The sequence below is a fragment of the Desulfamplus magnetovallimortis genome (genome assembly GCF_900170035.1).
GTDB classification, from domain to species: Bacteria; Desulfobacterota; Desulfobacteria; order Desulfobacterales; family Desulfobacteraceae; genus Desulfamplus; species Desulfamplus magnetovallimortis.
Window position 1 is genome coordinate 88704 of record NZ_LT828544.1, and the last position, 24628, is coordinate 113331.

Here is a 24628-nt window from a genome sequence, read left to right on the forward strand (position 1 = left end):
ATATAAACGTACATGGCTGATGACCGCCACAATCGAAGAAATGAAAATCGTTTAAAAAACAGTCAGTTATAGAGACTTTCATATAAAATGTCTAATAAATTATCCCACATTGAGCAGAAAATAAACCATCTACCCAATGTGTTTTTTTAGCGTGAAAATGGATACATATTTTCATATTCGGGGGTGGCAGAAATTTCATTTGGCCATGGGAGTTTACCGTTAAAATGGCTATCATTTTTATTTTTTTGGGTGATTAATAGGTAATCAATCATGCCTGTTTACCATGAAAATGACTATTATTTTTATACTTGGGGATGATTGATACGCAGGCATGAGTATTTACGTGTTATCCAAACTCTTTTTCTATGGCTTCCAGCACTTCATCTGACATCTTGTAACTGTGTGCCTCACCAGGAAATTCCCCTGAAATAACCTCCTCTTTGTACTGCTTGAATGTATCTAACATTATTGCTCCAAACTTTTGATACTGTTTGGCAAATGAGGGAGTGAAGTTATCGTATAGACCCAGAACATCGGGTGTGACCAGAAGCTGCCCTGAACATCCTGGGCCTCCTCCTATGCTTATGGTGGGGATATCAAGCTTTTTGGTGACATATGCAGAAAGCTTTGCCGGGACAGCTTCAAAAATGATAGCAAATACACCTGCTTCCTGTAGTGCAAGAGCCTCGGAAACAACTTTACGGGCGCTGTCCATATCCTTTCCCTGAACCTTAAGCCCACCAAGAGCACCAACAGCCTGGGGATGTAGCCCCACATGCCCCACAACAGCTATGCCCATCTCAACAATGGCTTTTGTTTTTGCTATGTGATTGTGGGTTGCTTCAAATTTTACGGCATCAACACGGGCTTCAGTGACAAATCTTGCTGCATTTCTCATTGTCTCTTCAACACCATACTGGAATGAACCAAATGGCATATCAGCCACAACCATGGTACGGTCACAGGCACGGGCAACGGTTCCGCAGTGTAGAAGCATCATATCCATTGTTGCTGTCAGGGTGTCAGGGTGACCATGAACCACCATGGCACAGGAATCTCCAACAAGGATCATGTCAATGCCAGCATCATTTATCTTTTTGGCTGTTGGAAAATCATATGCTGTCAGCATGGTTATGGGTTGATTTTCATTTCTCATTTTCTGGATGGTTTTAACTGTATGTTTCACAAAATTCTCCTTAAATATGTGGTTTTGTATTATTTAAACAAAAGTGGCACTATGGTATTTTAAGCTTTGTCAATTGATCTGAAAAGCCTTATCTTATCCTTTGCTGCTTCTTTCATTGCTGTAATGGATTTTTTCATTATGGTGACAAGTTCAACGCCAGGGTCTGAGCTAAAGCAGGAGGCCATGGTTTTCAGGTAGATGCTTCGGAGTTCTGTATTTACATTAAATTTTGAGATACCTGCATCCATGGCCATCTGAATCATCTCCTCTGGAAGTCCTGATGTTCCATGTAGTACAAGTGGCACAGATACACGCTTTCTGATCTCCTTCAGGCGTTTAAAATCAAGCACCGGAGGATTTTTGTATTTACCATGTATATTGCCTATACATACGGCAAGGGCTGATATGCCTGTTTGATCTACAAAATCTGCTGCCTTATCCGGGTCTGTCATAAGCTCTTCTTGGGAAGAGAGTGTCTGCCCGTCCTCTTCTCCTGTCATTTTACCAAGTTCTGCCTCAACGCTTCCGCCTGCTGCCTTGATTTTAAGTGTCATCTCTCTTGTAAATTGCAGATTCTCTTCACATGACATGCCGGAGCCATCCACCATGATGGAGTTTATGCCCCAGGCCATTGCCGTGAATATAATATCAGGGTCACTGCAATGATCTAAATGAACCGTTGCCGGAACTTTGCTGCGCTTCACAATTTCCAGACACATCTGAACCAGGGGAGCGCCCCCTGTTTCAAGTGCAGTTGGTAAAATTTGAAGAATAACAGGACTTTTCAACTCTTCGGCTGCCTTGATAACGGCAGTTGCACCCTCCAGGTTGTAAATGTTGAAGGAAGGTATTGCATAATTACCTTCACCGGCATTTTTAAGGAGGATTTCAAATTTCCTATTCATCTTGCTTATCCATTGAAAGTTTTTTCTGTATGGTGGTGAGTGCTGTTTCATCCCCAACGTTTCCTGGAAAGATGATGTATGCCATTCCAGGATATCTGGATTCATCTCCGAGTTTCCATACAGGAACACCAGGCAGTGCCTGACCAAGTACCATTGCCCGTTTTACCCCCAATGCCATGGTTGCCACATCGCTGGAGGTTATACCGCCCTTTGCAACTAAATAACGTGGCTGTACTTTAATGCTTCTGACAATATCAATAAGGCTGTCGCTTACAATTCTGCCGATACCAAGGCTTTCTTCTGCATCTTCACCGGTGACAAGATCTCTGCTTGTGAAAACAGCACAATCTTTTCCTGCTTTAAGGAAGGCGTAAGCCTTTGAAGCAGCTCGCTCAATCTCAATATTTCTACTTTGTTGGTTCAGCAAATTTGCAACATCAACTTCAACGTATTTTATATTTGTATTTTGTAGAAGGTGACTTAGCTGTGAAGATGTCTTTTCCACATATGAACCAATTATAAAAAGTCCACCATGGGGAACAGAGCTGGCAAGTTTGTTTTTATCTAAAAGTGGATATAGGTTATCTAAACCTGTCCTTGTACGTACAAAGGAAGCTGCTGTCCTGTATAAAAATTCCTTTCCACTTTTTTCAGACTCCAGAAGCAGAAGGGCAGATGTCACGACCTCCATATCCCGATATGAGACAGCGTTTACAATGCAGGCACTTTTTTCAGGGACAGATTCAAGTATATCCCTCACTTTCGCTGGGCCACCCACTCTTATATCATCAATGCCCACCGAGATAACCTCTTTTGCCCCAATGCTTCCGTTGCTTTTTTCTTCAACCCATTTTTTAAGATTGGAATGGGAGAAACCAAAAGCTTTATCTTTTGCAAATGGGGTCAGGGAGGCAGGAACAAGAGATTCCTTTTCCTGGACATAGTGTACATCGTTTATTGTATATCGCCCGCCTTCAAGGAAAAAAGGAATAATCAGATATGGTAAATCCTTTTTTCCCATTGCCTGAGCCATTGCATCAACCTCAATGGGAAAATGCCCCCTTAAAGTGGAGTCTGACCTGCTTATAACTGTTGTACGTATGGCGGTTTTTTTTTCAGCATTTTTAAGTGCAACTCCTATTTCCATGGCAAGTTTGCAGGCCTCATCAGGTATAAGGCTTCGGCTGTTGGTCAGTATGAAAAAGGCAGGGCAGCTACCTGTCAGCTCTTTTTCCAGGGAATTTTGATCCCAGTGGGTAAGAACTGGAAGATCCCTTGTGGTCTGGGTGCCTGTGGGATCGTCATCCATGATAACAACTTTACAGGAAGCAGCTGCTTTTTCCACTTTGTTCTTTATTTCAGGCAGAAGCTCTTCCGGCCATTCAGGTGGCAGTGATGTAAAGAGCTTAGTTTTTTCAATAATATTTTCGTTCATGGAAAACACCATAAATGGTTGTAACTCATTGTTCTTTCAAGGTTTGATTGTTGGGTAGAAAATACCTTGAACCTTTGAAAAGCCTTAAAAGTCACCCGACAGTTTAAACTTAAAGAAGCACTCAGAGAAGTTATCAATGAGGAGTGGTTAAGCCTTGAGTGCAAAAATGTTCTCTTCAATGAATTGCCAGGTTTTAAGATAATCTCCTGCATTCATGAGCTTTTCCAGCTTGCCTGTGTCAATCTTTTCCAGAAGATTCCAGATTTTAAAGGTAATACGGCTGTTGGCTTCAAAGGTACCTTTTATATCCCACCTGGTAGGAGATGTGTCTGATGTCAGAAAATCACTGTAGTTATATTTTTTCAGATAATATAGGAATTCGACATACTCCAGAAAGTGACGGGTACCACAGAAGTAGTCCCAGTCCCATTTGCCGTCATTGTCATTGATATGTATGTAATAGCTGTAGGGACTTGCCTCAATCAGAGAGACAGCTTCAGCCGGATTTTCATTGCCATACATGGAGTGGCCAAAATCTAAGGTAACTCCCATTGATGGTACTTTGATATCATTTAAAAGGCAGAGAGTTTTTGATGCAGTATCAATAAAGCAGCGTCCCCGTGTTTCACTTGGTTTATACTCTATAAAAAGCGGAATGTCCTGCCTGTAGGCTCCTGCTTCGCCAAATGTTTCCACAAGATTTTTCCAGGAAGCTGCATAATCATATTGAAATGAGAATTCATAACCATCACCTAAGGGACAGCATGTTACCTTGTCCCCACCTATACTTGCTGCAAAATCCTTTGCATCTTTTATGAACTGAACAGCCATTGCACGTATTTCAGGATCAGTGGATGTAAGTCCCCCATTTTTAAATTCAGGTTCAGCCTTTACATTGACGTTAACGGCAGCAACAGAGAGGTTATATTTCTCAAGAAGATTAACTGTTTCTGTAACATCATTGACTTCATATGGATATACTATTTCCACACCATTATACCCATTGATGGTTTCCATCACTGCAAATTTTTCTTCCAGTGTAAGGGGGTTATTATACTGGTGGAACCTGTCCTTTGTCTGGGATAGAAATCCCGTAATAATGGCCATTTTTAACATTATTATATTCTCCGGTTTTTTGCGTTTTATTTTAATAACAGTAAAATCCGCTGTTTTAAGGATGCAACAATATTTTTATACCAGGCAAACTGGCTGCATATTGTCCAGACTATGATTATAAATAGAATGAGGGATACCGGCCTATGAAATACAGGCATGAAACTTCCCTGGGATACCATTAAGGCACGTCTTAAACTTTCGTCGGCCATTGGGCCTAAAATGACTCCTATTACAAGAGGGGCAATGGGATAGCCCATGTTTGTAAGAAACAAACAGATTATTCCCACAGGCAGCATAAGGTACAGGTTGAAAATATTGAGTCCCAGTGAGTATGACCCTATAATGCAAAGCACCCCTATGATTGGCATGAAAAGTTCAGTCGGGATGTTTAATACCTTGACCACCTGTTTTGCCAGAATCATTCCTGCAATCCACATTGCAATGGATGCCAGAAGAAGTATTGCTGCAACCTCAAGGATAAAAAACGGATGTTCAAAGGTTATCATCGGTCCTGGGTTTACGCCATGGAGCATAAGAGCACCGAGAAGCATTGCAGCAGGAGGGCTTCCCGGGATACCAAGATTTAACAAAGGAATCATGGCACCGCCTACGCAGGCATTGTTGGCTGTTTCACTGGCAAGAACACCTTGAAGTTCTCCTTTGCCAAAGGTTTCCGGATGCTTTGATGTATTTTTGGCTGTGCCGTAGGATACCCAGCCTGCAATATCTTCACCAATACCCGGAACAGAACCTATCCCAACTCCTATAAGAGCTGATCTGACAATGGCAGGAAAGTTTCGCACAACTGTTCCAATCTCCGGCAGAATACGCTGTAGCTTTTGGGCCTTGGCCATCTCGGTGGGATTGGTAAGAACTCCTATAATCTGTGGAATTCCAAATGCACCGATTAGCACAGGAACAACTTCAATGCCGCTGTCAAGCTCAGGAATGCCAAAGGTAAATCTTGGGTAAAACTGGAGCTGATCCCTGCCTACACAGGCCAGAAAAAGACCTAAAAATCCAGATATCCATCCTTTTATTACAAGATCTGGGCTTGTGAGTGTCCCTGAAATGAGGATACCGAAAAATGCCAGGAGAAAGAATTCAAAGGATGTAAACTCCAGGGCAAATTTTGAAATAATGGGGGAGATGCTCACCACAAACAGCATACTTATTATGGTACCAATTGCAGAAGATGTTGTGGTAAGGCCGATGGCACGTCCGCCCTCTCCCTTGCAGGCCAGGGGATAACCATCCATTGCTGTTGCTGCGGCTGCGGCAGTGCCAGGGATGTTTATAAGAATTGATGCATAGGAACCACCATAGGTGCCTCCTACGTAAATGGCAAGAAGACAGATCATGGCAGTTGCTGTGTCCATGCTGTAAGTCAGTGCCGTAAGAAGAGCTACACCAAGTGTGGATGTAAGGCCGGGCATGGCACCGAATAAAATCCCAAGAACCACTGAGCCAAAAAGTATGGCAAGGGATACTGGATCAAAAATCATTTTTCCGATTATATCGAAAAACACACCAAGTCTTTCAAGAAGCATAATTGTTTATATCTCCATTGCGGCTTTAAGGAATTCGCCTTAAATCACTTAACCATTTGCGCACTTTTGTGTTTCGTACTTTGGTGAGAGCTTTTAAAACTTTCACTTCTCCTGAAGTTATGATATTTTTTTGTAAATTTTAATAAAAAGCACATCAGGATGACCATATTTCTGCGTACCAGATACTGTCTAAAAGGGAAACAACAAGACCTTCAAAGGGCATTGGAACCAGAAGAAAGTATTTGAATATAATACCGATGACAAAGGGAGCTGTTATGCCGATGATAAGGCATATGCGAAAACGTCTCTTTTTATCAGTGTCATTGTTAATGCTTTTTGCAGAATGAAAGATCAAAAAGAGTATGAATCCTATAACCATCCAATCTTTTGCATATGGAATAATCGGCTCTAAAAAAGAATCCCATCTGTTTACAATCACAATGAAAAGCAATAAGGAAAACCAGGCAAGCTTTTTAAAAATAGATATTAGATGGGAATGGTCGCTATAATAAAACATAAGAAACAGCACAAGAAGGAACATTATTGAAGCTGGAAAAAAGTCAATTCTTGGCACCATAACAAAGACAAATAGAAGAAGGTTAAAAAGTATGGCGTAAAATCTTATGGTTGTTTCTGAAAAAGCATATAATATAAAGGATTTGCCAAAAAGATATTCAAGAGTTGATTTAATGCCTTCTTTTCCCACATTTTTTATGGAAATACGTACAAGAAAAAGTCCTAATAAAGTGAGTATTGTACCAACAAAAAGAGGAAAAATTGCAGGGGATACATACCAGACATTCTGTACTCCGCCCCAGGAATCTTTCATTGGCATCTGAAGCGCTCCGCCTGAAATTAAAAGGCCAAGCAAGGTAATTGCTGAACCTGAGAAAAAGTCAGCTTTCCGCAAATCTTCTGTTTTCATCATTGGTGATAAATTCCCAATTCTAATGGCTTTTCAAGAAGGGGCAACTGCAAGCTGGTTGCCCCTCTATTTGTTTTTATTTGAAAGTCTCCATAAAGTGTTGATATATAAAGACTTTCATGCATTGTTATGATATCCTCTTAATCATGAGGGTTTATTTGAGAGTCTCCTTAACATACTCATAATTAACGACTTTCATCTGTCGTTGTGATATCCTCGTAACCATGAGGGTAGGGTAACAATTAAAACTTATGGCTTGGTTATGCCAAGGGTTTCAGGATTAATCTTGGCAGCACCGAGTTCCCACAGAGTCCAAGCAAAATTGGATTCAAGGGCATCAAAAACAGCTTTTGACTCTGCACCGGTTTTTCCGGAAAGCAGATAATAGTTCTCTTTAGCCCAGGTTTTTACCTTGTCTGTATCCATGGCTTTTTTAAAGGCATCCACAAGAACCGGTTTTACCTCTTCCGGAACATCAGCAGGAACAGCAAAGCCGATTGCCTGTGATATGGGAAGATATTGGGAAAGACCTTCATAGGAATCAAATGATGATGGTATGGTTCCAAGTCCTTCCACATCAAAGGATTCAGGTATCAGCATGCCAAGGGCTCTTAATTTTCCGCCCCTTAGAAGCTGCTGCTGTTCTGCAAGAGATGTAACAACTACGCTGACTTCTCCGGTCATTGCTGCATTCTGGCTTGGGCTTGAGCCTTTGTAGGGAATAAAATTGAACTGGGCACCAGAGCCTTTTTCAACAGCTAAAAGGTTTAGATGATGTATAGAACCGGCACCGCCTGCTGCTGCTTTAATTGATTTTGGATTTGCTTTTGCAGCTTCAATGAGATCTTTAAGAGTCTTATATGGAGTATCTGGTGTAACAGAAATAACATCAGGAGAACCTCCAACAATAAAGGTATCCCAAACATCAAACTTTTTATCCCATCCGCCTTGAACTCCAGCCGTTACGTTAGACTCAGAAAGGCCGCACAGAGTGTAACCGTCGTGTTTCTGTGAATAGGCATGGCTCATTCCAACAGAACCTGCAACACCACCGGTTTTGTTTATTACATTAATATTTACACCAAGAAAGTTTGCCATTTCAGCACAGACAACTCTGTTACAGGTATCTGTTCCTCCACCTGCACCCCAGACCACAACGTTTGTTATATTTCTTTTGGGAAAATCTTTGCCTGCAAATGCTCCTGCTGTTAATGACAAAAAGACAATTAAGGAAACCGCTAAAATTTTCTTCATTTTTCCATCTCCAGTTTTTTGTTGTATTTGTTAAGAGTTTTTTACCGTGGAAATAGATACATTATTTCCATGATCGGGGGGGGCCGGACTCCGGCCATGACAGCTTATTGTGGAAATTAATATATTATTTCCATTGTTGGGGTAGCGAAATGCTCGCAGTGTCTGATTATTTTTCCTCCTTTTTAAGCATGGTTTTCATCTGTTTAATTGAGCCTTGCAGGTGTTCACGCATAAGCATTTCAGCTTTTTCTGAGTCGTGGCTGCAAATTGCTTCTGTAATTTTCAGGTGATCATCAATTGTGTCATTTGGTTCCCTGATAAGTCCTTCACTGGTGATATTCTGGTAAGCAAGGGTAATGATGTTAAGGGTTTGAAGGATGGCGGTAAGGAACTCCTTGGAACCTATTTGAGCAATAATTGTGTGGAATTTTCTGTCAGCTCGGGAATATGCCTGATAATCTGTAATTTTATCTTTATTAAGAAAAGGTTTAAAGATCCCCTGTAGCAACTCGGCATCTTCCTTTTTTATGGAAAGGGCAGCTCTACGGGCTGAAAGACCTTCGAGAAGCTCCCTGATCTCAAATATTGATATCATCTCGTCTGTGGTGAAAAGACGGACAAAATATCCTCTTCTCGGTTTTGCCTGTACCAGCTTTTCATGCTCCAGAAATTTTAGGGCACTTATTAAAGGGGTTCGACTGATACCAAGTTCTTTGGCAAGTTTCTCCTGGGGAATTTTTTCGCCGGGGAGTAACTTTCTCTCTTCAATCATATTTTTTATAACCTGGTAAACTTTCTGATCCAGATTTTCATAATCAATACCCAAATTTTTCATATAGCCCCTTTCTCTCTCTTTTGCATATTGAATATTGTATTTTGAATACAATATTCAATATGCAAAATTCTGTCAATAATTTTTTTTTAATAATCATTTTTGGCATCTTTCATTTTTATAAGAAAGTCCCCGTGGTTAAAGGTTTTTTTAAGGACTTTCATGCTTCGTTGTGGCAGATGGAACTGCCATGGCCGTTATATGAAAGTCCCCGCAAATGGCTGTTTTTATAAAGACTTTCATCCCTTCGATTGTGGCGGTCATCAGCCATGTACGTTTATATGAAAGTCTCAGTAAGTGGCTGTTTTTATAAAGACTTTCAACACTTCGATTGTGGCGGCTATCCGCCATGTACGTTATATGAAATGTCGATTTTGCGTGGATTGAATGGAGTGATGGATTAAATTGCAGGTGGGTAGAGCATGATCATGTTTTTTTCAACACTATTGGAGACCCGTTCCACAAGGGAGCCGAAAAAGAGCTTTTGAAGGCCGTTGGTTTCAGGAGCGCTCATAACAATAAGGTCATTGTTTTCAGCACAGGTCATTATTGTCTCAACACGGGCTTCTGTTGCCTCTATGACACCTTCTGCAAATTGTGACAGGTTCTCTTTCTGAATCCAGCCTGTAAGTATGTTTTTTGCCCTGAGCTGCTCTTTTTGGTTTTTGTAGGAAGGTAAAAGACGTAAGATTGTAAGCCGGTGTGGACCTACTGCGGCAAGGGCGCAGATGATCTCCTTTAGTTGCATCAGATCTCCCATGCTCACAATGACCACAAGAATCCTTTCTGTATGCAATACTCCTAAGAAACGAAAAACCACTGTATTGCAGGATGCATTCTCAACAATCTCCTCAATGAGTCTTTGAAAAGAGGAAGGGAGCCTTGCATGGGTATGGCCAAGGACAATGGCATGTGTTTTCTGTTGTCTCGCAACGGTGAGGATTCCCTTTGCCCTTGAAGGTTTTGAATGGGTTGCAATTTGGAGCCTTGCACCCATTATGGTCAGCTCTGCTTTTGCGGCCTGTAGCAACTGTTCCGATCGTTCTTTATCTTTCTCTGCCACATCTGCTTTTTCCGGCAGGAAATGGCTGGCAGTTGCCACAGCTTTGAAGTGGTGGGCAAATATGGCAGACATCCGCGCCAGAGCCGGTGTGATTCCAAGGGCTTCTGCTTCAAAAACAACAGCACCGTCCGGTTCTGAATTCCGACTGTTCCATGGGTTGTCATGAGTTAGCTTTTTCCATGTCCAGGGTACCATGGGAACCCCTTTGGGTTCTGACAGAATCTCAATTGCGGGTGAGGTTGGGGCAGTTTCGGTTTTCCCCTGACGAAGCTGCTTAAGATCATTTGTATTTAAAAGGGATTCACGATTTTCACCTGCAAGTTCAATGGCTTTTCTTGTACAAAGAGGGCCGATCAGCTCGGAGAGAAGCACTCCGGCAAGAACCACAGGGGCGATTATTACGGAGAATTTCTGGATTACAGGGTCACCGTTAATCAAAAAAACAAGGCCGATGGCCACGCCTGCCTGGGGTGTCAAGCCAAGGCCAAGATAGTTTCGGATGGATTTGGATGTTCTCGCAGCACGGCTTCCCAGGGCAGCACCGGCTATCTTGCCTATGATCCTGAACAAAAAATAGGCAATTCCCAGCCAGCCTGCCACAGCAAGAGCTTTAAGATTCAGGTGGATACCGGCAAGGGTAAAAAAAAGAACGTAAATAGGAGGCTCAAAAGCATTAAGATGGCGAAAAAGGCGAATGTCGCGGTAATCGCGGTTGACGATGGTGAAACCTGCGGCAATACCGGCAAGCAGGGGTGAAAAGTTGAGAAGTGTGGCAATTTCTCCGCAAAGCAAAAGTGCTGCAAGGCCGGCAGTGAGAATTTCTCCAGGGTTTTTCAACCGGTTGGCAACACTATCCATGAGCATTCCCGTTACAATTCCCATGGTCAGTGAGCCGCATATTTCAAGGAGACCCGCACTTAGTGCAACCCAGATGGAAGCACCTTCTGATGTTATGACATGATGGGTAATGGAAACAGCAATACCGAACAGCATGATTGCAAGACCGTTGTCTATGGCCACCACTGCCATGAGTGTTGTGGTAAAGGGGCCTGAAGCACCGATTTCCCGCATAACATGGAGGGTTGCAGCAGGAGCGGTTGCCACGGAAACAGCCCCAAAAAGTGTTGCCAGCAGGAGATAATCGTAGTTATTCCAATCTGCTCCTCCTACATCAAGCAGACGAGCCACAAGGAAAGTACCTGTCATTACACATATAAAGGCCCCGAGAATTTCGCTTATTCCAATGGTGATGACACTTTTGGCACGGGAACGAAGTCGCATGATCTCAAGGTGTTCACCAATACCAAAGGCTATGAGCATCAGTGCGATTTCTGTGAAGTGTTTTAACTGGCTGTTCACTGTCTCATGGGGTATCAGGTCAAGCCCTGAAGGACCAAGGGCAATGCCCGCAAGAATATAGCCGGTGACCGACGGAAGGCCCACAAGGGTGCCTGCCCTTGCAGCAGCAAAGCCGGTTGCAAGTAGAATAGCCAGCGCAAATGTGATGTTGATATTTTCCATGGCAGCCATTTTAACACAATTAGGGAAAAGAGCGAAAATAAATTTACCACGAACCTGCCCCCTCTTCATGGCTGGAGAGGGGGAGATTGATTACCCGTCAGCTATACCTTGAAAGAACACTGAGGTAAATTGTTTCTTATGAACTCTCTTATTCGATTGTGGTGGCTATCCGCCATATAGGTTATATGCTCAAAATAGACATCTTATTGCTTTTTTTGCAGTTACTGAATTTGTCTGAATCATGATAACCATGATAACCAGGATTAACAGGATATTCAGGATATTCAGGATAGATAATCCTGCCTTATCTTGTTAATCTTGGGCATCCTGATTCAGACAGTATCAACAAGGCTCAAAATATCATAGGTGTCGATTTTGAGTGTTAATCATGGGCATCCTGATTCAGACAGTATCAACAAGGCTCAAAATATCATAGGTGTCGATTTTGAGTGTTAATCATGGACATCCTGATTCAGACAGTATTGACAAGGCTCAATAGATTATAAATGTCGACTTTGAGTATATTGGGGTACCTTATCCTTCATATAGAGGAACAGTAAGGCCACCATCCATGAGAAAAAGAATTTTTGCGGAATTTCCCTTTTTCTCTATGGCCTTATCAAGGGCTTCCTGAAGGGAGTGAAACGGCCTTATAAAAAGTGGTTCAATCACCTTGTCTTCAATATCGGTAACTCCCCACATTTCAGCCCATATGCCTATTTCAGCCATTTTGCCTGCTTTGTGATAGCCCAGTTTATACCCTTTTTCAATGGTATCAAGAACATCCTGTGGGGTTTCACAGCTTCCGAGAAGATCGGCAAATGCCTTGCCGCCTATTCCGCAACGGCATTTTGCCACAAGTATCATGATGCCGTTTTCGTTAAGGGCAAGTTTTGCATTATCTATGCCTTTTTGGGCCTGATATAGGTCAATGTCCTGGGGGAATTTTACAACAGATACAACGATATCTGCTTTTTCTTTTATGTGTGCCGCAAATACCTCGTTTGCTCTATCTGTTGCCTCCATGAAAGAGTCATGGATTTCACCGGCTGTTACAGCATAAACATTATGATCCTTATCAAGCACGGTCATGATGGCAAAAATATCTTTTTTAACAACTGAAAGGGCATCAACCATATCTTCATGGACTGGATTACCCTCAAGGGCAAGTGCTTTTGCCTCTGGGACAAGGGCAAGTTTATGGTTCTGCTCTATGGTGTTGAATCCTGCAATTCCGGGCAAAAATGATTTTCTTCCGCCGGTATAGCCTGCAAAGTAGTGGGGTTCAACTGAGCCTATGATGATGATCTTGTGGGCATCAACTCCTGCACGGTTCACGTACATCTCGGTTCCGTTGCTGCTTTTTCCAAGAAAGACCATATCTTCGGACTTTTTGGCATCGTGGACGATTATATCCTCTTTTATCTTTTCGTAATGATCTCCAAAAATCTGGATGTACTCCTCATGGCTTGGCCCTCTGTGCGCTCCTGTGGCAATTATGAATTTCACAGGAACCTGATTTATCCTGTTATAGATGAAGTCCATAACCTTTCGTGTGGGGGTTGGTCGGGTAGCGTCATTTACAATTACAAGAATATCTTTTGCATCAGCTATAAAATCTGTCAAATCAGGACTGTTGACAGGGTTGCTCAGTGCCTGTTCCATAAGGCTTTCAAATGGTTTTATCTCAACGTCGTTTGCCTCTAAAAATTTTATGTCAAGTTCATCGCTTATGATTGCTGTCTCTTGACCGTTTCGTCCGTAAGGTACTTTTATCTGCATGACTCTTTCCTTATTGTTTCAGGGGGCCAAGTTTATTGATGGTCTCCATAAATGTATCAATAGCCTTTTGAAATCCTGCCTTGTCTCCATGCTTTATCTGTACAAGCTGAAGTCTCTCCGGATTTATATCCATCTGTCCAAGAAGGTCTCTTAGAGCTTTTACATGGAGTTTTGCCTTTACATTGCCGTCATGTTCGCAATCTCCATCAGGGCAGCAGGCCACAAGAACTCCCCATCCGTTTTGGAGTAGCGGTTCAAGGATCAGGGTTTTTTCAAGCCTTCCTCCGCACATGTTGATGAGAATTTTATATTCAGATGGAGCTCTATCCATTTTTGAAGATTGAAAATCAGGGTAATATGACCAGTTGCAGCCAAAGACAATTGCCTTTGATGTATCTTTTTCAAGAAAATTTCCTATCTCATTTTTAAGTGCAGAGCTGTTTGTTCCGTAACTCAGGCAGGATGATGCTGCATTGTTAGGACAGATATCAATACAGATTCCGCAGCTTTGGCATTTAACAGTATCTGTGACTATTTTGCCATTAATAAAATCCCGAGCTTCATGGGGGCAGGCTCTGACGCAGGTCAGGCAGGCAGCGCAATCACTATTGGTAATGGAAGTGGTTCCAGAAACTTCAAATGCTGTACCCTTAAAATCTCGTTTTGCATCGGTAAATACTTCAATAAGAGGCACTCCGCTTGAGCAGGCAGCTACGCATCGACCGCAGTGAAAGCAGGAAAAAATTTTATCTGCAATATAAGTTGACGGTTCAAGTTTGCCGGCAAGTAAGCCATATAAAATAATTAACTTTGCCCGTGGAGAGTCAGATTCCCATCGGGTGTGTTTAAATACAGGACAATGTTCATAGCAGTATCCGCATCGTATGCAACTGTCTAAGTTTGATTTCCATTTATCAAGATGTTTTGGCTCAAATGGTCTTGTTTCCATATATCCGGCTCCATCAGTTTTATTCAATGTCAATATCGGGTGTAATAAAGGGTCTCTAATCAGGCAAGCATGTAATCAGGCAACCATGTATCTTAAGTCAGTGGCTGTTACCCAGTCGTCATGGGCATCCATTAATTTTCCAGGATTGAGTATGTTATTGGGATCAAATGCCCGCTTGATATTGGACATTAGATTGAGACTGTCGCTTTTTTCCAGCTTAAATGCCGAAGCTTTTGAAATTCCGATACCGTGTTCCGCCGATGTGGTACCATTTACCGACCGGACATATTCATAGATTTCTGAGACCGCCTTTTTTGCTGATTCCCACTGATCTTGACGGTTGGGTTCCATGAGAATCTTGGTATGCATGCAGCCGGAACCGCAATGGCCGTAAGCTGTCATGATAATATTGTTTCTTTTGGCAATTTCATGGATTTTTCTTGCAGTCTCAGCCATCTTGGAGTAGGGCACAGCCATGTCATCGGCAAGTGATGTGCTGGAGAGCAGATCACTGAATTTTGACAGTGCTGGAAAAAGCTTTTTTCTGCCAAGGAAAATTTTTGCTCTCTCCTCTGCATCATAGCTGCTTACAAGACCAAAACCATTGTTTTTACGACAAACCTCTTGCATGGCTTCAATTTCGTAATCAACTGCCTCTTTGACCATCCCGTCTGCCTCATAAAGAAGAGCGGCCTGTACATCTGGAAGACCAAGGTTCATGGTTTTGTTTACAGCCTTTATGGCAACGTTGTCCACAAGTTCCAGCATTGAGGGGACAATTCCAGATCCCATGATATCTGCAACAGTCTTTCCTGCATCCTCAAGTTGATCAAAATTGGCTATGCCAAGGCATCTGAACTTTGGAATGGGAACAAATCCCAGAGTTGCTTCAACAACTACTCCAAGTGTTCCTTCTGACCCTACAATTAGTTTGTGGAGCTGGTATCCTGTTGCCTCTACCCTTGTCCTTGCACCAAGATTTACAAGGGAGCCATCTGCAAGAACTACCTTAAGGCCAAGTACGCTGTCACGGGTTGCACCATATTTAACAGAACGTACTCCACTTGCGTTGTTGCCGATTTCACCACCTATTGTTGCTATTCTGCTTGAAGCAGGTGTGGGGGGATAAAAGACCCCAAAAGGTTTCAGTGCCTGATTGAGATCATCATCTACAACTCCTGGTTCAACACGACAGAATACATCTGAAGGATTGATTTCAAGTATTTTGTTCATCTTTTTCATGTCAAGGGTTATGCCGCCTTTTACAGGCACAGTCTGTCCGCACATACCAGAACCAGAGCCCCTTGTTACTACAGGAATTTTATCCTGGTTTGCATAGGCCATTATCTTTTGTACCTGCTCAGTGTTTGCAGGTCTTGCTACCACCCAGGGGCTGGCAGAATGAACAGATGAGTCTGACCCATAAATAAACAGATCGGCTGGATCGGTTTTTATATTCTCCTCTCCTACGATACTTTTAAGTCTGGATGTATCAATATTTTTCATTATTTCCCTCTTTAAATATATTTTATGTAATATATGGGTTATATAATATTTTTATGCGAAAATAAAATGGGCAATGATGCCTAATGCAAAATGTTATTATTCTTAAACAGAAAAAAGAGCTTTAGGTCAACAAAATTCAATTAGTGAACAGTAATTTTTCTTGTGAACGTGTTTGGATGCAAGTGTAAATAATCAGTCATTTTTGTTATAGTAGATCATAATTGGGGAGGTGAAATAGATACTCAGAATCGACATCTTATTGTTTTTTTCCATTTACTGAATTTGAATGAATGAGGATGGCAGTCCTTACGGCATGCCCAACGTGGATAAGGTGCAGCTTGCCCTCAAAGACCGATTAACGTGCCGTAGCTGATATTTGGAGAGAATAAAATTAAGTGGGGAAAGCCTGTATTTGGATTTGAAATATCAAGTAATGAACTTTACATAGGTTGCTCTAAGATAGCCATTGTTAAAACAGGGCTAACAGCGGGAAACAAGCAACAAACCTTCAATATTACTAAAATGCTTATCTAATCAATAAAGCTTTAATCCGTGCTGTAGGGCAACAGCGGCAATCCAGATATCATTCGTGGGTATAGGAGTACCTTTTCCTTTGAGTCCATTTAAAATCAAACTATAGTTTTTGCTGAATTGAGTCAAACTCATCTTGTGTCCATTTTCCAAAAAGGTGATCTAAATCAGAATACTCTTTTGTAAAACGCAGCTCTTTTTTTAGGCCTACCCTTTTTTTTAATGTATCAAGAACAAACTGGTTCACGCTCATTTTTGCATTAGCTGCCTCCTGTTTCAACAACACAGCTAAATCTTCATCAATTCCTCTTACTGATATACTATTCATTGATTCCTCTTTTTAATTTTATGATTTTAGTTCTACTTTGTTAACTTCTATAAATTGTCTGAATCAGGATACCCTGGATTAACAGGATAAGGCAGGATTAAGTATCCTGAACATCCTGGTTATACTGGTTATCCTGATTCAGACAGTGTTGACAAGGCTTAAAAGATCATAGGTTTCGATTTTGAATATATGGCATTTGTATTTAGAGGTGGTCAGTTAGTGTGAAATCAAAAGCAAATACAGTATATTTTTTAGAATATTAGTGCATTTTATAAAAAATAATGTTAGACCTTTTGACGTTTGTGTATAGCGGATGGACAAACGTTCATGAGCTGCTGTCAAAATGTATTGGCAATGATGTTCCTCACTAAAATTTCAAGGATCACAATGGTAAAGACAAAATCAACATCAAAAAACAATAAAAGCTTTGAAGAATCCCTGTGGGACTCAGCAAACCGTTTACGTGGTAGCGTGGAATCCTCGGAATACAAGCACGTTGTCCTGAGTTTAATCTTTCTCAAGTTTGTTTCCGACAAATTTGAAGAGCGCCGGGCGGAACTCATGGCAGAGGGGCAGGAAAAATACATTGACATGGTGGAGTTTTACACCATGAAAAACATCTTCTATCTACCGGAAACCTCCCGCTGGAGCTATATCCAACAGCAATCCAAGCAGGATGACATAGCCATCAAGATCGACTCAGCCCTTACAGCGGTGGAAAAAAGCAACACCTCGCTCAAAGGGGCATTGCCGGATAACTATTTCTCCCGTCTGGGGTTGGATGGCAGCAAACTCTCCGCCCTCATAGATGCCATCAACAACATCGACACTGTTCAGGATAAAAAAGAGGACGTGGTGGGCCGGGTCTATGAGTATTTTCTTGGCAAATTTGCAGCTTCCGAAGGTAAGCTGGGTGGCGAGTTCTACACCCCCAAGTGTGTGGTCAATCTCATTGCCGAGATGATAGAGCCTTACAAAGGCAAAATTTATGACCCATGCTGCGGCTCCGGCGGTATGTTCGTTCAGTCCCTCAAGTTTGTGAAAAGTCATCACGGTAATACAAAAAATATTTCAGTCTATGGGCAGGAATACACCGCTACAACATACAAGCTGGCAAAGATGAATCTGGCAGTGCGTGGAATCTCTGCAAATCTTGGAGAAGTCCCCGTCGACACCTTCTTCAAAGACCAGCATCCGGATTTAAAGGCAGATTACATCATGGCAAATCCGCCCTTTAATATGAAGGCATGGCGGGCAGCCAATGAACTCACCGACGATTCAAGGTGGGATGGATACGAAACCCCACCTGTGGGCAATGCCAACTATGCCTGGATTCTCCACATGGTCTCCAAGCTCTCCGAGCATGGTGTGGCAGGCTTTGTTCTTGCCAATGGCTCCATGTCCACCAATACATCGGGTGAAGGGGCAATCCGTCAGAAGCTTGTGGAAAATGATCTTGTGGATTGCATGGTGGCACTTCCGGGTCAGCTCTTCTACACCACCCAGATTCCGGTCTCTCTCTGGTTTCTCACCAAATCCAAAAAAGCCCACAGCGAACGGGGGTTCCGCAACCGTGAGGGGGAGACTCTCTTCATTGATGCCCGGAAAATCGGGGAGATGATCAGCCGGAAGCAAAAAGAACTCACCGATGAAGATATTGAAGCCATTGCCAAAACCTATCATGACTGGCGAAGTGAAACGGAAAACAGCGATTATGAAGACCAGGCCGGATATTGTAAATCCGCCACCACCGAAGAGATCAGGAAAAACGATTATGTCCTGACCCCTGGGCGTTACGTGGGAGCACCGCCCATGGAAGATGACGGCATCCCCTTTGAAACCAAGATGACCGAGATGAGCCAGACCCTTTACGCACAGATGGAAGATTCGGCAAAGCTGGATGGGGTGATTCGGAAGAATCTGGAGGTGTTGGGTTATGGAAAAAATGGCGTCTTTCATTGATCGGTTTAAACTTTTTGAGGCTTATTCTTTTGTCTGAATCACGGATTAAACGGATTAAACGGATTAAAAGATTACACTGATTGAAAAAATCTGTGTAATCTGCGTAATCTGTGGCAATCCGTGATTCAGACAATTAAAGGAAAGTGTAAACTACTTTTAAGCTGATATGAAGGATGTCGAAAAAATTATGGCTGAATCAAATCGCATTGAATATAAGCAGCAACTTACCGATTCCCTGGAAAAAGAGGTCGTTGCTTTTCTGAACTATCCAGATGGCGGTATTATCTACATCGGCGTGAATGATGATGGTAGTCCCTACGGAATTTCCAACGTGGACAAGGTGCAGCTTGCCGTCAAAGACCGATTAAAACACAACATTCTCCCTTCGGCACTGGGTCTGTTTGATGTCATCCACGAGAACCGGGACGGCAAAGACCTGATCAAAATCATTGTGGCCAGTGGTTCAGAAAAGCCCTATCACCTCCGTAAATACGGCATGTCGGAAAAGGGATGTTTTATCCGCATCGGCAGTGCCAGTGAGCCCATGCCGACCCGCATGATCGAAGATCTCTTTTCCCAGCGAACCAGGAACTCCCTTTCACGTATTCGGTCGATTCGGCAGGATTTAAGCTTTGAACAGCTCAGAATCTATTATCAGGAAGCGGGATTGACCCTGAACGATAAGTTTGCCGCCAATTTGGAGCTACTAACAGAAGATGGCTTTTACAACTATAACGGTTACTTAATGGCCGATCAGAACGGAAATACCGTGCAGGTGGCAAAATATGCTGGAACTGATCGGGTGGATCTTCTTGAAAGCAAGGATTATGGCTTCTGTTGTCTGGTCAAGACATGTAAAATGATTTTGGATAAACTGGAGGCGGTTGAGAACCGGGTAATTAACCAAATCACACCACGCGAGCGGATCAACCGTTCATATTGGGATACAGTAGCACTCCGTGAGGCGGTCATCAATGCCATCATTCACAATGACTATGCCACTGAACTTGTGCCTAAATTTGAAATTTTCACCGACAGGCTGGAAATAACTTCCGCAGCATCCATACATCCGGGACAGGAGCAGGAATACTTTTTTGCTGGTTATTCCATGCCTCGTAATAAAGCGATCATGCGTGTATTTAAGGATTTAGAGATGGTGGAATTTCTCGGATCCGGAATACCCCGAATTTTAAAGGCTTACCCCCGAGAATCTTATACCTTTTCCAGCTATTTTGTCCGTACCACGTTTCCCATATCGCCTGAAGCTCTGGCATTGGAAGATGAGGTAAAACGGGAAGCCACGGAAGAAAAAGATGCAGATGATACCCCAATAAGTGGGACAATGGGTGGGACAATAGGTGGGACAATCGAATTAACCCAACGTCAAAAAGAGGTTCTGTCTATCATAAAAGCGAATCCAACTGTAAGCTATCGGGCAATTGTTGAAATGCTCTCCATCAATAAATCCGCGCTTGAAAAACACATGAATGTTCTGAAAAAGAAGGGGGTTTTGAAACGCATCGGGGGCACCCGTGGACATTGGGAAGTTACCTTGAAAGAAAGCAATGATGCTTAATCTGCGAAGCAGCTTGCTGTGCAATTATCTGAATCTACAGATTACAGAGTCGGCAAAGCTGTATGCGGTGATTCGGGAGAATTTGGAGGTGCTGGGTTATGGGAAGTGAGCTTAGGCAGGACGGGGTGACTATATGGAGTGGTTAAGCGAGCTAAAAAATATAGAAATCGGACTCTATGAACGAATCACTCTTTTTAAGTTGATGTGCATATCACTTAGTGCTATGTAATATGAATTATGAAACGACTGATGACAAAAAACTTTTCAAAATGGATATCAAAGCAGAAGATATCCGATGAAGATCTTAAAATAGCTCTCTCAGAATTGGAATCAGGACAATTTGAGGCTAATTTAGGAGGATATTTGTATAAAAAAAGAGTTCGCTTTGAAGGGAAAGGTAAAAGTGGTAGCGGGAGAACAATCATATGCTACAAAAAGGATGATCGAGCGATCTTTATTCACGGTTTTGCCAAAAATGAAAAATCAAATTTATCACCCAAAGAGCTTCATGCCATGAAAGAGTTCTCCCGAATCATAATCAAACTTTCGCAAAGCGAAATTGAAATTGCAATTCAAAACGGAGATTTTATTGAGGTAAGAGAATGAGAAAATCCATTGCAGAATCAATCACAAAAACAGTCAAGGATTTAAACAGAAGTGGGGTGGTAGATGATATTACCTTGAAAAATATTGAAAAACTCTGCCTCCCTGAAATCAAGGATTATCCTCCTGCAAAAATTATTTCCATCAGAAAACGGTTCAGGTTGAGTCAAGCTGCTTTGGCAAGTGTTTTCAATATAAGCCCATCAACTGTTCAGAAGTGGGAACAGGGCAACAAAAAACCTGCTGGGGCATCAAGAAAATTATTGGATATTATGGAACGAAAAGGTTTGGAGGCTCTTCTTTGAAAAAATCGGCAAAGCTGGATGGGGTGATTCGGGAGAATTTGGAGGTGCTGAATTATGGGTAGTGACCTGGCACAAAACGGTGATTATCTGGAGTGGCTGAAAACATTTAAAAACAAAGTCCGGCAATCCCAACTTAAAGCAGCCGTAGCAGTGAACACGACACTGCTGGAATTTTACTGGGAGTTGGGGGCGGATATTGTTGAAAAGCAGAAACAAAGCAAGTGGGGCAGTGGTTTCCTCAAACAGTTGAGCCATGATTTAATGAATGAGTTTCCAACCATCAAGGGCTTTTCTTTAGCCAATTTGCAGTATATTCGCAGGTGGCATCTCTTTTACGTGGAGAGGGTCAGTAATAGTGGAACAGCTTGTTCCACTATTGAGAATATGCCGAATGCCCTCTATTTTGAACAATTGATTGCGCAATTGGTGAAAATTCCGTGGGGACAGAATCTGGTTATCTCATTAGATGAAAAAATAGCCGACAATGAAAGCCAAACAATAAATCTAACCAACCTCCGCGATACCCTACTCCCCAAACTAATCTCCGGAGAAATCCGCATCCCCGAAGCCGAAAAACTCACAGAGGAAGCCCTGGTATGAGCAATTTGAATATCACTCCCGAATACAAAGATTGGCTTGTCAGGCTGAAATCAAAAATCAGATCCGCACAGATCAAGGCTGCGATGGCGGTCAACTCTGCTGTGATTGATTTCTATTGTGATCTCGGTAGAATGATCTGTGAAAAAGATGCGGTTTGGGGTTCCCGCTTTCTGGAGAGCCTGTCTAAAGATTTGAGAAAAGAATTTCCTGATATTCAGGGGTTCTCTGTCACTAATCTGAAATATTGCCGCCTGTTTCATAAGTACGTTGCAATTAGTCCCCAGCTTGGGGACGAAACAGATATTCTGGCAAAAGATGGGATCTATCAACACATCAGGCAGATTCCATGGGGCCATATCAAATTGTTGATCGGCAAGGTAAAGGATCGACAGGAAGCCCTCTTCTACATCCAGGAAACCATTGAAAACGGCTGGAGTCGGGATGTCTTAGCCTTGCAGATCAAATCAAATCTCTACTCCCGTCAAGGCCATGCGATTACCAACTTTAAGACAACCCTCCCGGAACCTCAATCCGATCTGGCACAGCAGACGATCAAAGATCCCTACAGCTTTGACTTTCTGACCCTCACATCCCCCTACAATGAGCGGGATATCGAAAAACAGCTCATTACCCATATCACAAAATTTCTGTTGGAGTTGGGAAAAGGATTTGCCTTTGTCGGACGGCAGTATCATCTGGTAGTCGGAGAGAGTGACTACTATCTGGATCTGTTATTTTATCACATCAAATTAAAGTGTTACGTCGTGGTTGAGCTGAAAAACACAAAGTTCATCCCTGAATATGCCGGGAAGCTCAATTTTTATCTATCCGCAGTGGACAGCTTACTCAAATCAGAATCAGACAACCAAACCATCGGGATACTGCTCTGCAGGGACAAGAACAAGATCGAAACGGAATTTGCCCTGCGGGACATCAACAAGCCCATGGGGGTCAGTGAGTTTACCTTGACCGAAAATTTACCTGAAGATTTAAAGGGCAGCTTACCTACTATTGAAGAAATTGAAGCTGATTTGGATAAATTGACACAATGAAGGATTAGGGAAAGGGAAAGGGATGGCAAACTCCGGTGGGATTCGGAGGCAGGCCATTGTGAAACAGGTGAAATTGTAATGAAAATAAGAGAAATAATTGCACAAGACGTCGGCCCGCTCATGAATGAGCCGATCATATTGGAAAACAACTGGTCTGGGGAGTTGGAAACAAAGGTTCTCTTCACCGGTCCAAATGGCTGCGGAAAATCGACACTTTTACGCGGCATGGCATTATTATGGGATGCCGTAGGGTACTGGCTGGATCACAGAAAATCGCTTCCCATGAAGCACGAAGCAAAAATCTGGCTGCAACAGTGGACCGGGTTTGCCTTAATCCTTGATAGGATATTGCCTTTTTATGCGACTCCGGTTGGAGTATTGTTCGGAACATTAGAGTGGGCTAATGAATTACGGGAAAGGTACTCCTCTGTGGTGTGGATCGGTGAAGCCGTTGCCCGGACAGGAAAACCCGGCCAGCCCAAACGGGAACTTATTCTTCCCCAGGAAAAATGGCTGGAAGAGTGGAGTGAACAGCGGAAAAAAATGATTCTGTCCCACGATAAAGTTGACTGCCCCAACGTCATTTATCTGGATGCCGAAGAGCGGCGGTGGGTGCAGCCTAAAAGAAATATCTCGGAACCTCAGCCTGATGTTCTGTCACAGCGCTGGCTGACAAAATATTTGGTTTCTGAAGATTGGAAAGGCCAGCTTGAAGCCTCACTGATAACCCTTAAAACCACCCAACTTCATCGCTATCATAAAATTATTCGTAATCTGAACAGTTTTCTTATCGGCAAGGAAATTGACCCGGATATCAAACCGGGAGAAGGTCGTCTGAGAGTCAGACTCAAAAACAAACGGGGCGGATATCACTCCCTGGATGATCTCAGTGCCGGAGAACATCAGGTTTTAATTTTGATCTATCTCATCAGCAGGTGGCAGCAACCGGGAGGTATCGTTCTCATTGACGAGCCGGATCTTTATCTTCATCCGTCATTAGTTGATTCTTTTCTCTCTACCCTGGAACACTTGATCAGTGAACAAGATGGTCAACTACTCATGACTTCCCATTCAGTCGATGTCTGGAACCGGTATGATAATTTCGGAATGCGTCAGGAGCTCAAGCTCCAGGGGGAGGAATAATGGCTTCAAATATACAAAAAGTCATTACTCAAATAAAGCAAGAGAAAATTGGTGCGAGTTCAAAGCGGGCATTGATCGTGGAAGGGAAGGATGATGAACTTGCCTTAAAATCTTTTCTTTTTAAAAAAAATCCTCAATGGGAACAGAGTTGGGTCGTTGAAAAAGCTGAAAAGAAATTAAGAGTAATTGAGATTTTGAAGCAGGAAACGACATGGATAGGGATTGTTGATAAAGATGAGTGGCAAAAGGAAGTCATTGATGAGTATCAAAAAAAATTTTCAAACCTTTGGATTCTACCGAGATATTGCATTGAAAACTACATCATTGTTCCCGATGAATTATGGCATTCTCTACCTGCAAAACAGCAAGCCAGACTGCCCGGTGGGGTGAGTCATTTAGAAACGATCCTTTTGAAGGATTTGGATAGATGGGCTTCCCATGGCGTACTCTGGTCGGTTATCAATCCACTCTAAAATTATGAATTATGAATGCTGAATTTAAAAT

At 42.5% G+C, this 24628-nt stretch carries 21 protein-coding genes; 8 read left to right on the top strand and 13 right to left on the bottom strand.

Going from position 1 to position 24628, the window contains the following annotated elements; all coding sequences use genetic code 11:
• Window positions 1–346: 346 nt before the first annotated feature.
• From panB to MTBBW1_RS10570, 13 genes are all read right to left on the bottom strand, one after another.
• Entirely contained in the window at window positions 347–1186 is an 840-nt protein-coding gene (panB, locus tag MTBBW1_RS10510) for a 3-methyl-2-oxobutanoate hydroxymethyltransferase (protein ID WP_222424035.1), read from the bottom strand.
• A gap of 59 nt (window positions 1187–1245) precedes the next feature.
• Window positions 1246–2091 (bottom strand): class II fructose-bisphosphate aldolase, encoded by an 846-nt coding sequence (locus tag MTBBW1_RS10515; RefSeq protein ID WP_080803064.1) that lies wholly within the window; start codon window positions 2089–2091, stop codon window positions 1246–1248.
• Window positions 2084–3526: a four-carbon acid sugar kinase family protein gene (locus tag MTBBW1_RS10520; protein ID WP_186441204.1), complete on the bottom strand. Its 1443-nt coding sequence runs from the start codon at window positions 3524–3526 to the stop codon at window positions 2084–2086. The genes MTBBW1_RS10515 and MTBBW1_RS10520 overlap by 8 nt, the downstream gene beginning before the upstream one ends.
• 147 nt (window positions 3527–3673) lie before the next feature.
• Complete coding sequence (locus tag MTBBW1_RS10525) at window positions 3674–4642, bottom strand: sugar phosphate isomerase/epimerase family protein (protein ID WP_080803069.1); 969 nt, start codon at window positions 4640–4642, stop codon at window positions 3674–3676.
• A gap of 26 nt (window positions 4643–4668) precedes the next feature.
• Window positions 4669–6192: a tripartite tricarboxylate transporter permease gene (locus MTBBW1_RS10530; RefSeq protein ID WP_080803072.1), complete on the bottom strand. Its 1524-nt coding sequence runs from the start codon at window positions 6190–6192 to the stop codon at window positions 4669–4671.
• A 154-nt stretch (window positions 6193–6346) separates the two neighbouring features.
• Complete coding sequence (locus MTBBW1_RS10535; RefSeq protein WP_080803075.1) at window positions 6347–7120, bottom strand: hypothetical protein; 774 nt, start codon at window positions 7118–7120, stop codon at window positions 6347–6349.
• A gap of 246 nt (window positions 7121–7366) precedes the next feature.
• Entirely contained in the window at window positions 7367–8371 is a 1005-nt protein-coding gene (locus MTBBW1_RS10540) for a Bug family tripartite tricarboxylate transporter substrate binding protein (protein WP_080803078.1), read from the bottom strand.
• 166 nt (window positions 8372–8537) lie between these two features.
• Entirely contained in the window at window positions 8538–9206 is a 669-nt protein-coding gene (locus MTBBW1_RS10545) for a GntR family transcriptional regulator (protein ID WP_080803081.1), read from the bottom strand.
• A gap of 397 nt (window positions 9207–9603) precedes the next feature.
• Window positions 9604–11796 (bottom strand): cation:proton antiporter, encoded by a 2193-nt coding sequence (locus MTBBW1_RS10550; protein WP_186441205.1) that lies wholly within the window; start codon window positions 11794–11796, stop codon window positions 9604–9606.
• A 525-nt stretch (window positions 11797–12321) separates the two neighbouring features.
• Window positions 12322–13569 (bottom strand): lactate racemase domain-containing protein, encoded by a 1248-nt coding sequence (locus MTBBW1_RS10555; RefSeq protein ID WP_080803087.1) that lies wholly within the window; start codon window positions 13567–13569, stop codon window positions 12322–12324.
• A gap of 10 nt (window positions 13570–13579) precedes the next feature.
• A complete protein-coding gene (locus tag MTBBW1_RS10560) occupies window positions 13580–14518 on the bottom strand; it encodes a hydrogenase iron-sulfur subunit (RefSeq protein WP_080803090.1) in 939 nt (312 codons plus the stop codon).
• A gap of 75 nt (window positions 14519–14593) precedes the next feature.
• Complete coding sequence (locus tag MTBBW1_RS10565) at window positions 14594–16024, bottom strand: FAD-binding oxidoreductase (protein ID WP_080803093.1); 1431 nt, start codon at window positions 16022–16024, stop codon at window positions 14594–14596.
• Between the two features lie 634 nt (window positions 16025–16658).
• Window positions 16659–16883 (bottom strand): hypothetical protein, encoded by a 225-nt coding sequence (locus tag MTBBW1_RS10570; protein ID WP_080803097.1) that lies wholly within the window; start codon window positions 16881–16883, stop codon window positions 16659–16661.
• A gap of 387 nt (window positions 16884–17270) precedes the next feature.
• Here MTBBW1_RS10570 and MTBBW1_RS10575 point away from each other — a divergent pair, with 387 nt between their 5' ends.
• The 8 genes from MTBBW1_RS10575 to MTBBW1_RS10610 all read left to right on the top strand — a co-directional run bounded on the left by MTBBW1_RS10575 (window position 17271) and on the right by MTBBW1_RS10610 (window position 24597).
• The gene (locus MTBBW1_RS10575) at window positions 17271–18845 is read left to right on the top strand and encodes a type I restriction-modification system subunit M (RefSeq protein ID WP_080803100.1); all 1575 of its coding nucleotides are present in this window, start codon (window positions 17271–17273) and stop codon (window positions 18843–18845) included.
• A 187-nt stretch (window positions 18846–19032) separates the two neighbouring features.
• On the top strand, window positions 19033–20421 hold the full coding sequence (locus MTBBW1_RS10580) for an RNA-binding domain-containing protein (RefSeq protein ID WP_080803748.1): 1389 nt from the start codon (window positions 19033–19035) through the stop codon (window positions 20419–20421).
• Window positions 20422–20670: 249 nt separating this feature from the next.
• Entirely contained in the window at window positions 20671–21027 is a 357-nt protein-coding gene (locus MTBBW1_RS10585; protein WP_222424036.1) for a type II toxin-antitoxin system RelE/ParE family toxin, read from the top strand.
• Window positions 21024–21329 carry a helix-turn-helix domain-containing protein gene (locus MTBBW1_RS10590; RefSeq protein ID WP_080803106.1) on the top strand — a complete coding sequence of 102 codons (306 nt, stop codon included), beginning with the start codon at window positions 21024–21026 and terminating at the stop codon, window positions 21327–21329. The genes MTBBW1_RS10585 and MTBBW1_RS10590 overlap by 4 nt, the downstream gene beginning before the upstream one ends.
• A 54-nt stretch (window positions 21330–21383) precedes the next feature.
• Window positions 21384–21929 carry a DUF1016 N-terminal domain-containing protein gene (locus MTBBW1_RS10595; RefSeq protein WP_080803110.1) on the top strand — a complete coding sequence of 182 codons (546 nt, stop codon included), beginning with the start codon at window positions 21384–21386 and terminating at the stop codon, window positions 21927–21929.
• Window positions 21926–22981 (top strand): PDDEXK nuclease domain-containing protein, encoded by a 1056-nt coding sequence (locus tag MTBBW1_RS10600; RefSeq protein WP_080803113.1) that lies wholly within the window; start codon window positions 21926–21928, stop codon window positions 22979–22981. Before MTBBW1_RS10595 ends, MTBBW1_RS10600 begins: the two co-directional genes overlap by 4 nt.
• 78 nt (window positions 22982–23059) lie before the next feature.
• The gene (locus MTBBW1_RS10605; RefSeq protein ID WP_080803116.1) at window positions 23060–24124 is read left to right on the top strand and encodes an ATP-binding protein; all 1065 of its coding nucleotides are present in this window, start codon (window positions 23060–23062) and stop codon (window positions 24122–24124) included.
• Window positions 24124–24597 (top strand): DUF4435 domain-containing protein, encoded by a 474-nt coding sequence (locus MTBBW1_RS10610; protein ID WP_080803119.1) that lies wholly within the window; start codon window positions 24124–24126, stop codon window positions 24595–24597. Before MTBBW1_RS10605 ends, MTBBW1_RS10610 begins: the two co-directional genes overlap by 1 nt.
• The last annotated feature ends 31 nt before the right edge of the window (window positions 24598–24628 follow it).

What these genes read in the sequence shown, in the direction of transcription:
- MTBBW1_RS10515 (WP_080803064.1), bottom strand. Translation starts at nt 2,091, where the DNA reads ATGAATAGGAAATTTGAAATCCTCCTTAAAAATGCCGGTGAAGGTAAT.
- MTBBW1_RS10520 (WP_186441204.1), bottom strand. Translation starts at nt 3,526, where the DNA reads ATGAACGAAAATATTATTGAAAAAACTAAGCTCTTTACATCACTGCCA.
- MTBBW1_RS10525 (WP_080803069.1), bottom strand. Translation starts at nt 4,642, where the DNA reads ATGTTAAAAATGGCCATTATTACGGGATTTCTATCCCAGACAAAGGAC.
- MTBBW1_RS10530 (WP_080803072.1), bottom strand. Translation starts at nt 6,192, where the DNA reads ATGCTTCTTGAAAGACTTGGTGTGTTTTTCGATATAATCGGAAAAATG.
- MTBBW1_RS10535 (WP_080803075.1), bottom strand. Translation starts at nt 7,120, where the DNA reads ATGATGAAAACAGAAGATTTGCGGAAAGCTGACTTTTTCTCAGGTTCA.
- MTBBW1_RS10540 (WP_080803078.1), bottom strand. Translation starts at nt 8,371, where the DNA reads ATGAAGAAAATTTTAGCGGTTTCCTTAATTGTCTTTTTGTCATTAACA.
- MTBBW1_RS10545 (WP_080803081.1), bottom strand. Translation starts at nt 9,206, where the DNA reads ATGAAAAATTTGGGTATTGATTATGAAAATCTGGATCAGAAAGTTTAC.
- MTBBW1_RS10550 (WP_186441205.1), bottom strand. Translation starts at nt 11,796, where the DNA reads ATGGCTGCCATGGAAAATATCAACATCACATTTGCGCTGGCTATTCTA.
- MTBBW1_RS10555 (WP_080803087.1), bottom strand. Translation starts at nt 13,569, where the DNA reads ATGCAGATAAAAGTACCTTACGGACGAAACGGTCAAGAGACAGCAATC.
- MTBBW1_RS10560 (WP_080803090.1), bottom strand. Translation starts at nt 14,518, where the DNA reads ATGGAAACAAGACCATTTGAGCCAAAACATCTTGATAAATGGAAATCA.
- MTBBW1_RS10565 (WP_080803093.1), bottom strand. Translation starts at nt 16,024, where the DNA reads ATGAAAAATATTGATACATCCAGACTTAAAAGTATCGTAGGAGAGGAG.
- MTBBW1_RS10570 (WP_080803097.1), bottom strand. Translation starts at nt 16,883, where the DNA reads ATGAATAGTATATCAGTAAGAGGAATTGATGAAGATTTAGCTGTGTTG.
- MTBBW1_RS10575 (WP_080803100.1), top strand. Translation starts at nt 17,271, where the DNA reads ATGGTAAAGACAAAATCAACATCAAAAAACAATAAAAGCTTTGAAGAA.
- MTBBW1_RS10580 (WP_080803748.1), top strand. Translation starts at nt 19,033, where the DNA reads ATGGCTGAATCAAATCGCATTGAATATAAGCAGCAACTTACCGATTCC.
- MTBBW1_RS10585 (WP_222424036.1), top strand. Translation starts at nt 20,671, where the DNA reads ATGACAAAAAACTTTTCAAAATGGATATCAAAGCAGAAGATATCCGAT.
- MTBBW1_RS10590 (WP_080803106.1), top strand. Translation starts at nt 21,024, where the DNA reads ATGAGAAAATCCATTGCAGAATCAATCACAAAAACAGTCAAGGATTTA.
- MTBBW1_RS10595 (WP_080803110.1), top strand. Translation starts at nt 21,384, where the DNA reads ATGGGTAGTGACCTGGCACAAAACGGTGATTATCTGGAGTGGCTGAAA.
- MTBBW1_RS10600 (WP_080803113.1), top strand. Translation starts at nt 21,926, where the DNA reads ATGAGCAATTTGAATATCACTCCCGAATACAAAGATTGGCTTGTCAGG.
- MTBBW1_RS10605 (WP_080803116.1), top strand. Translation starts at nt 23,060, where the DNA reads ATGAAAATAAGAGAAATAATTGCACAAGACGTCGGCCCGCTCATGAAT.
- MTBBW1_RS10610 (WP_080803119.1), top strand. Translation starts at nt 24,124, where the DNA reads ATGGCTTCAAATATACAAAAAGTCATTACTCAAATAAAGCAAGAGAAA.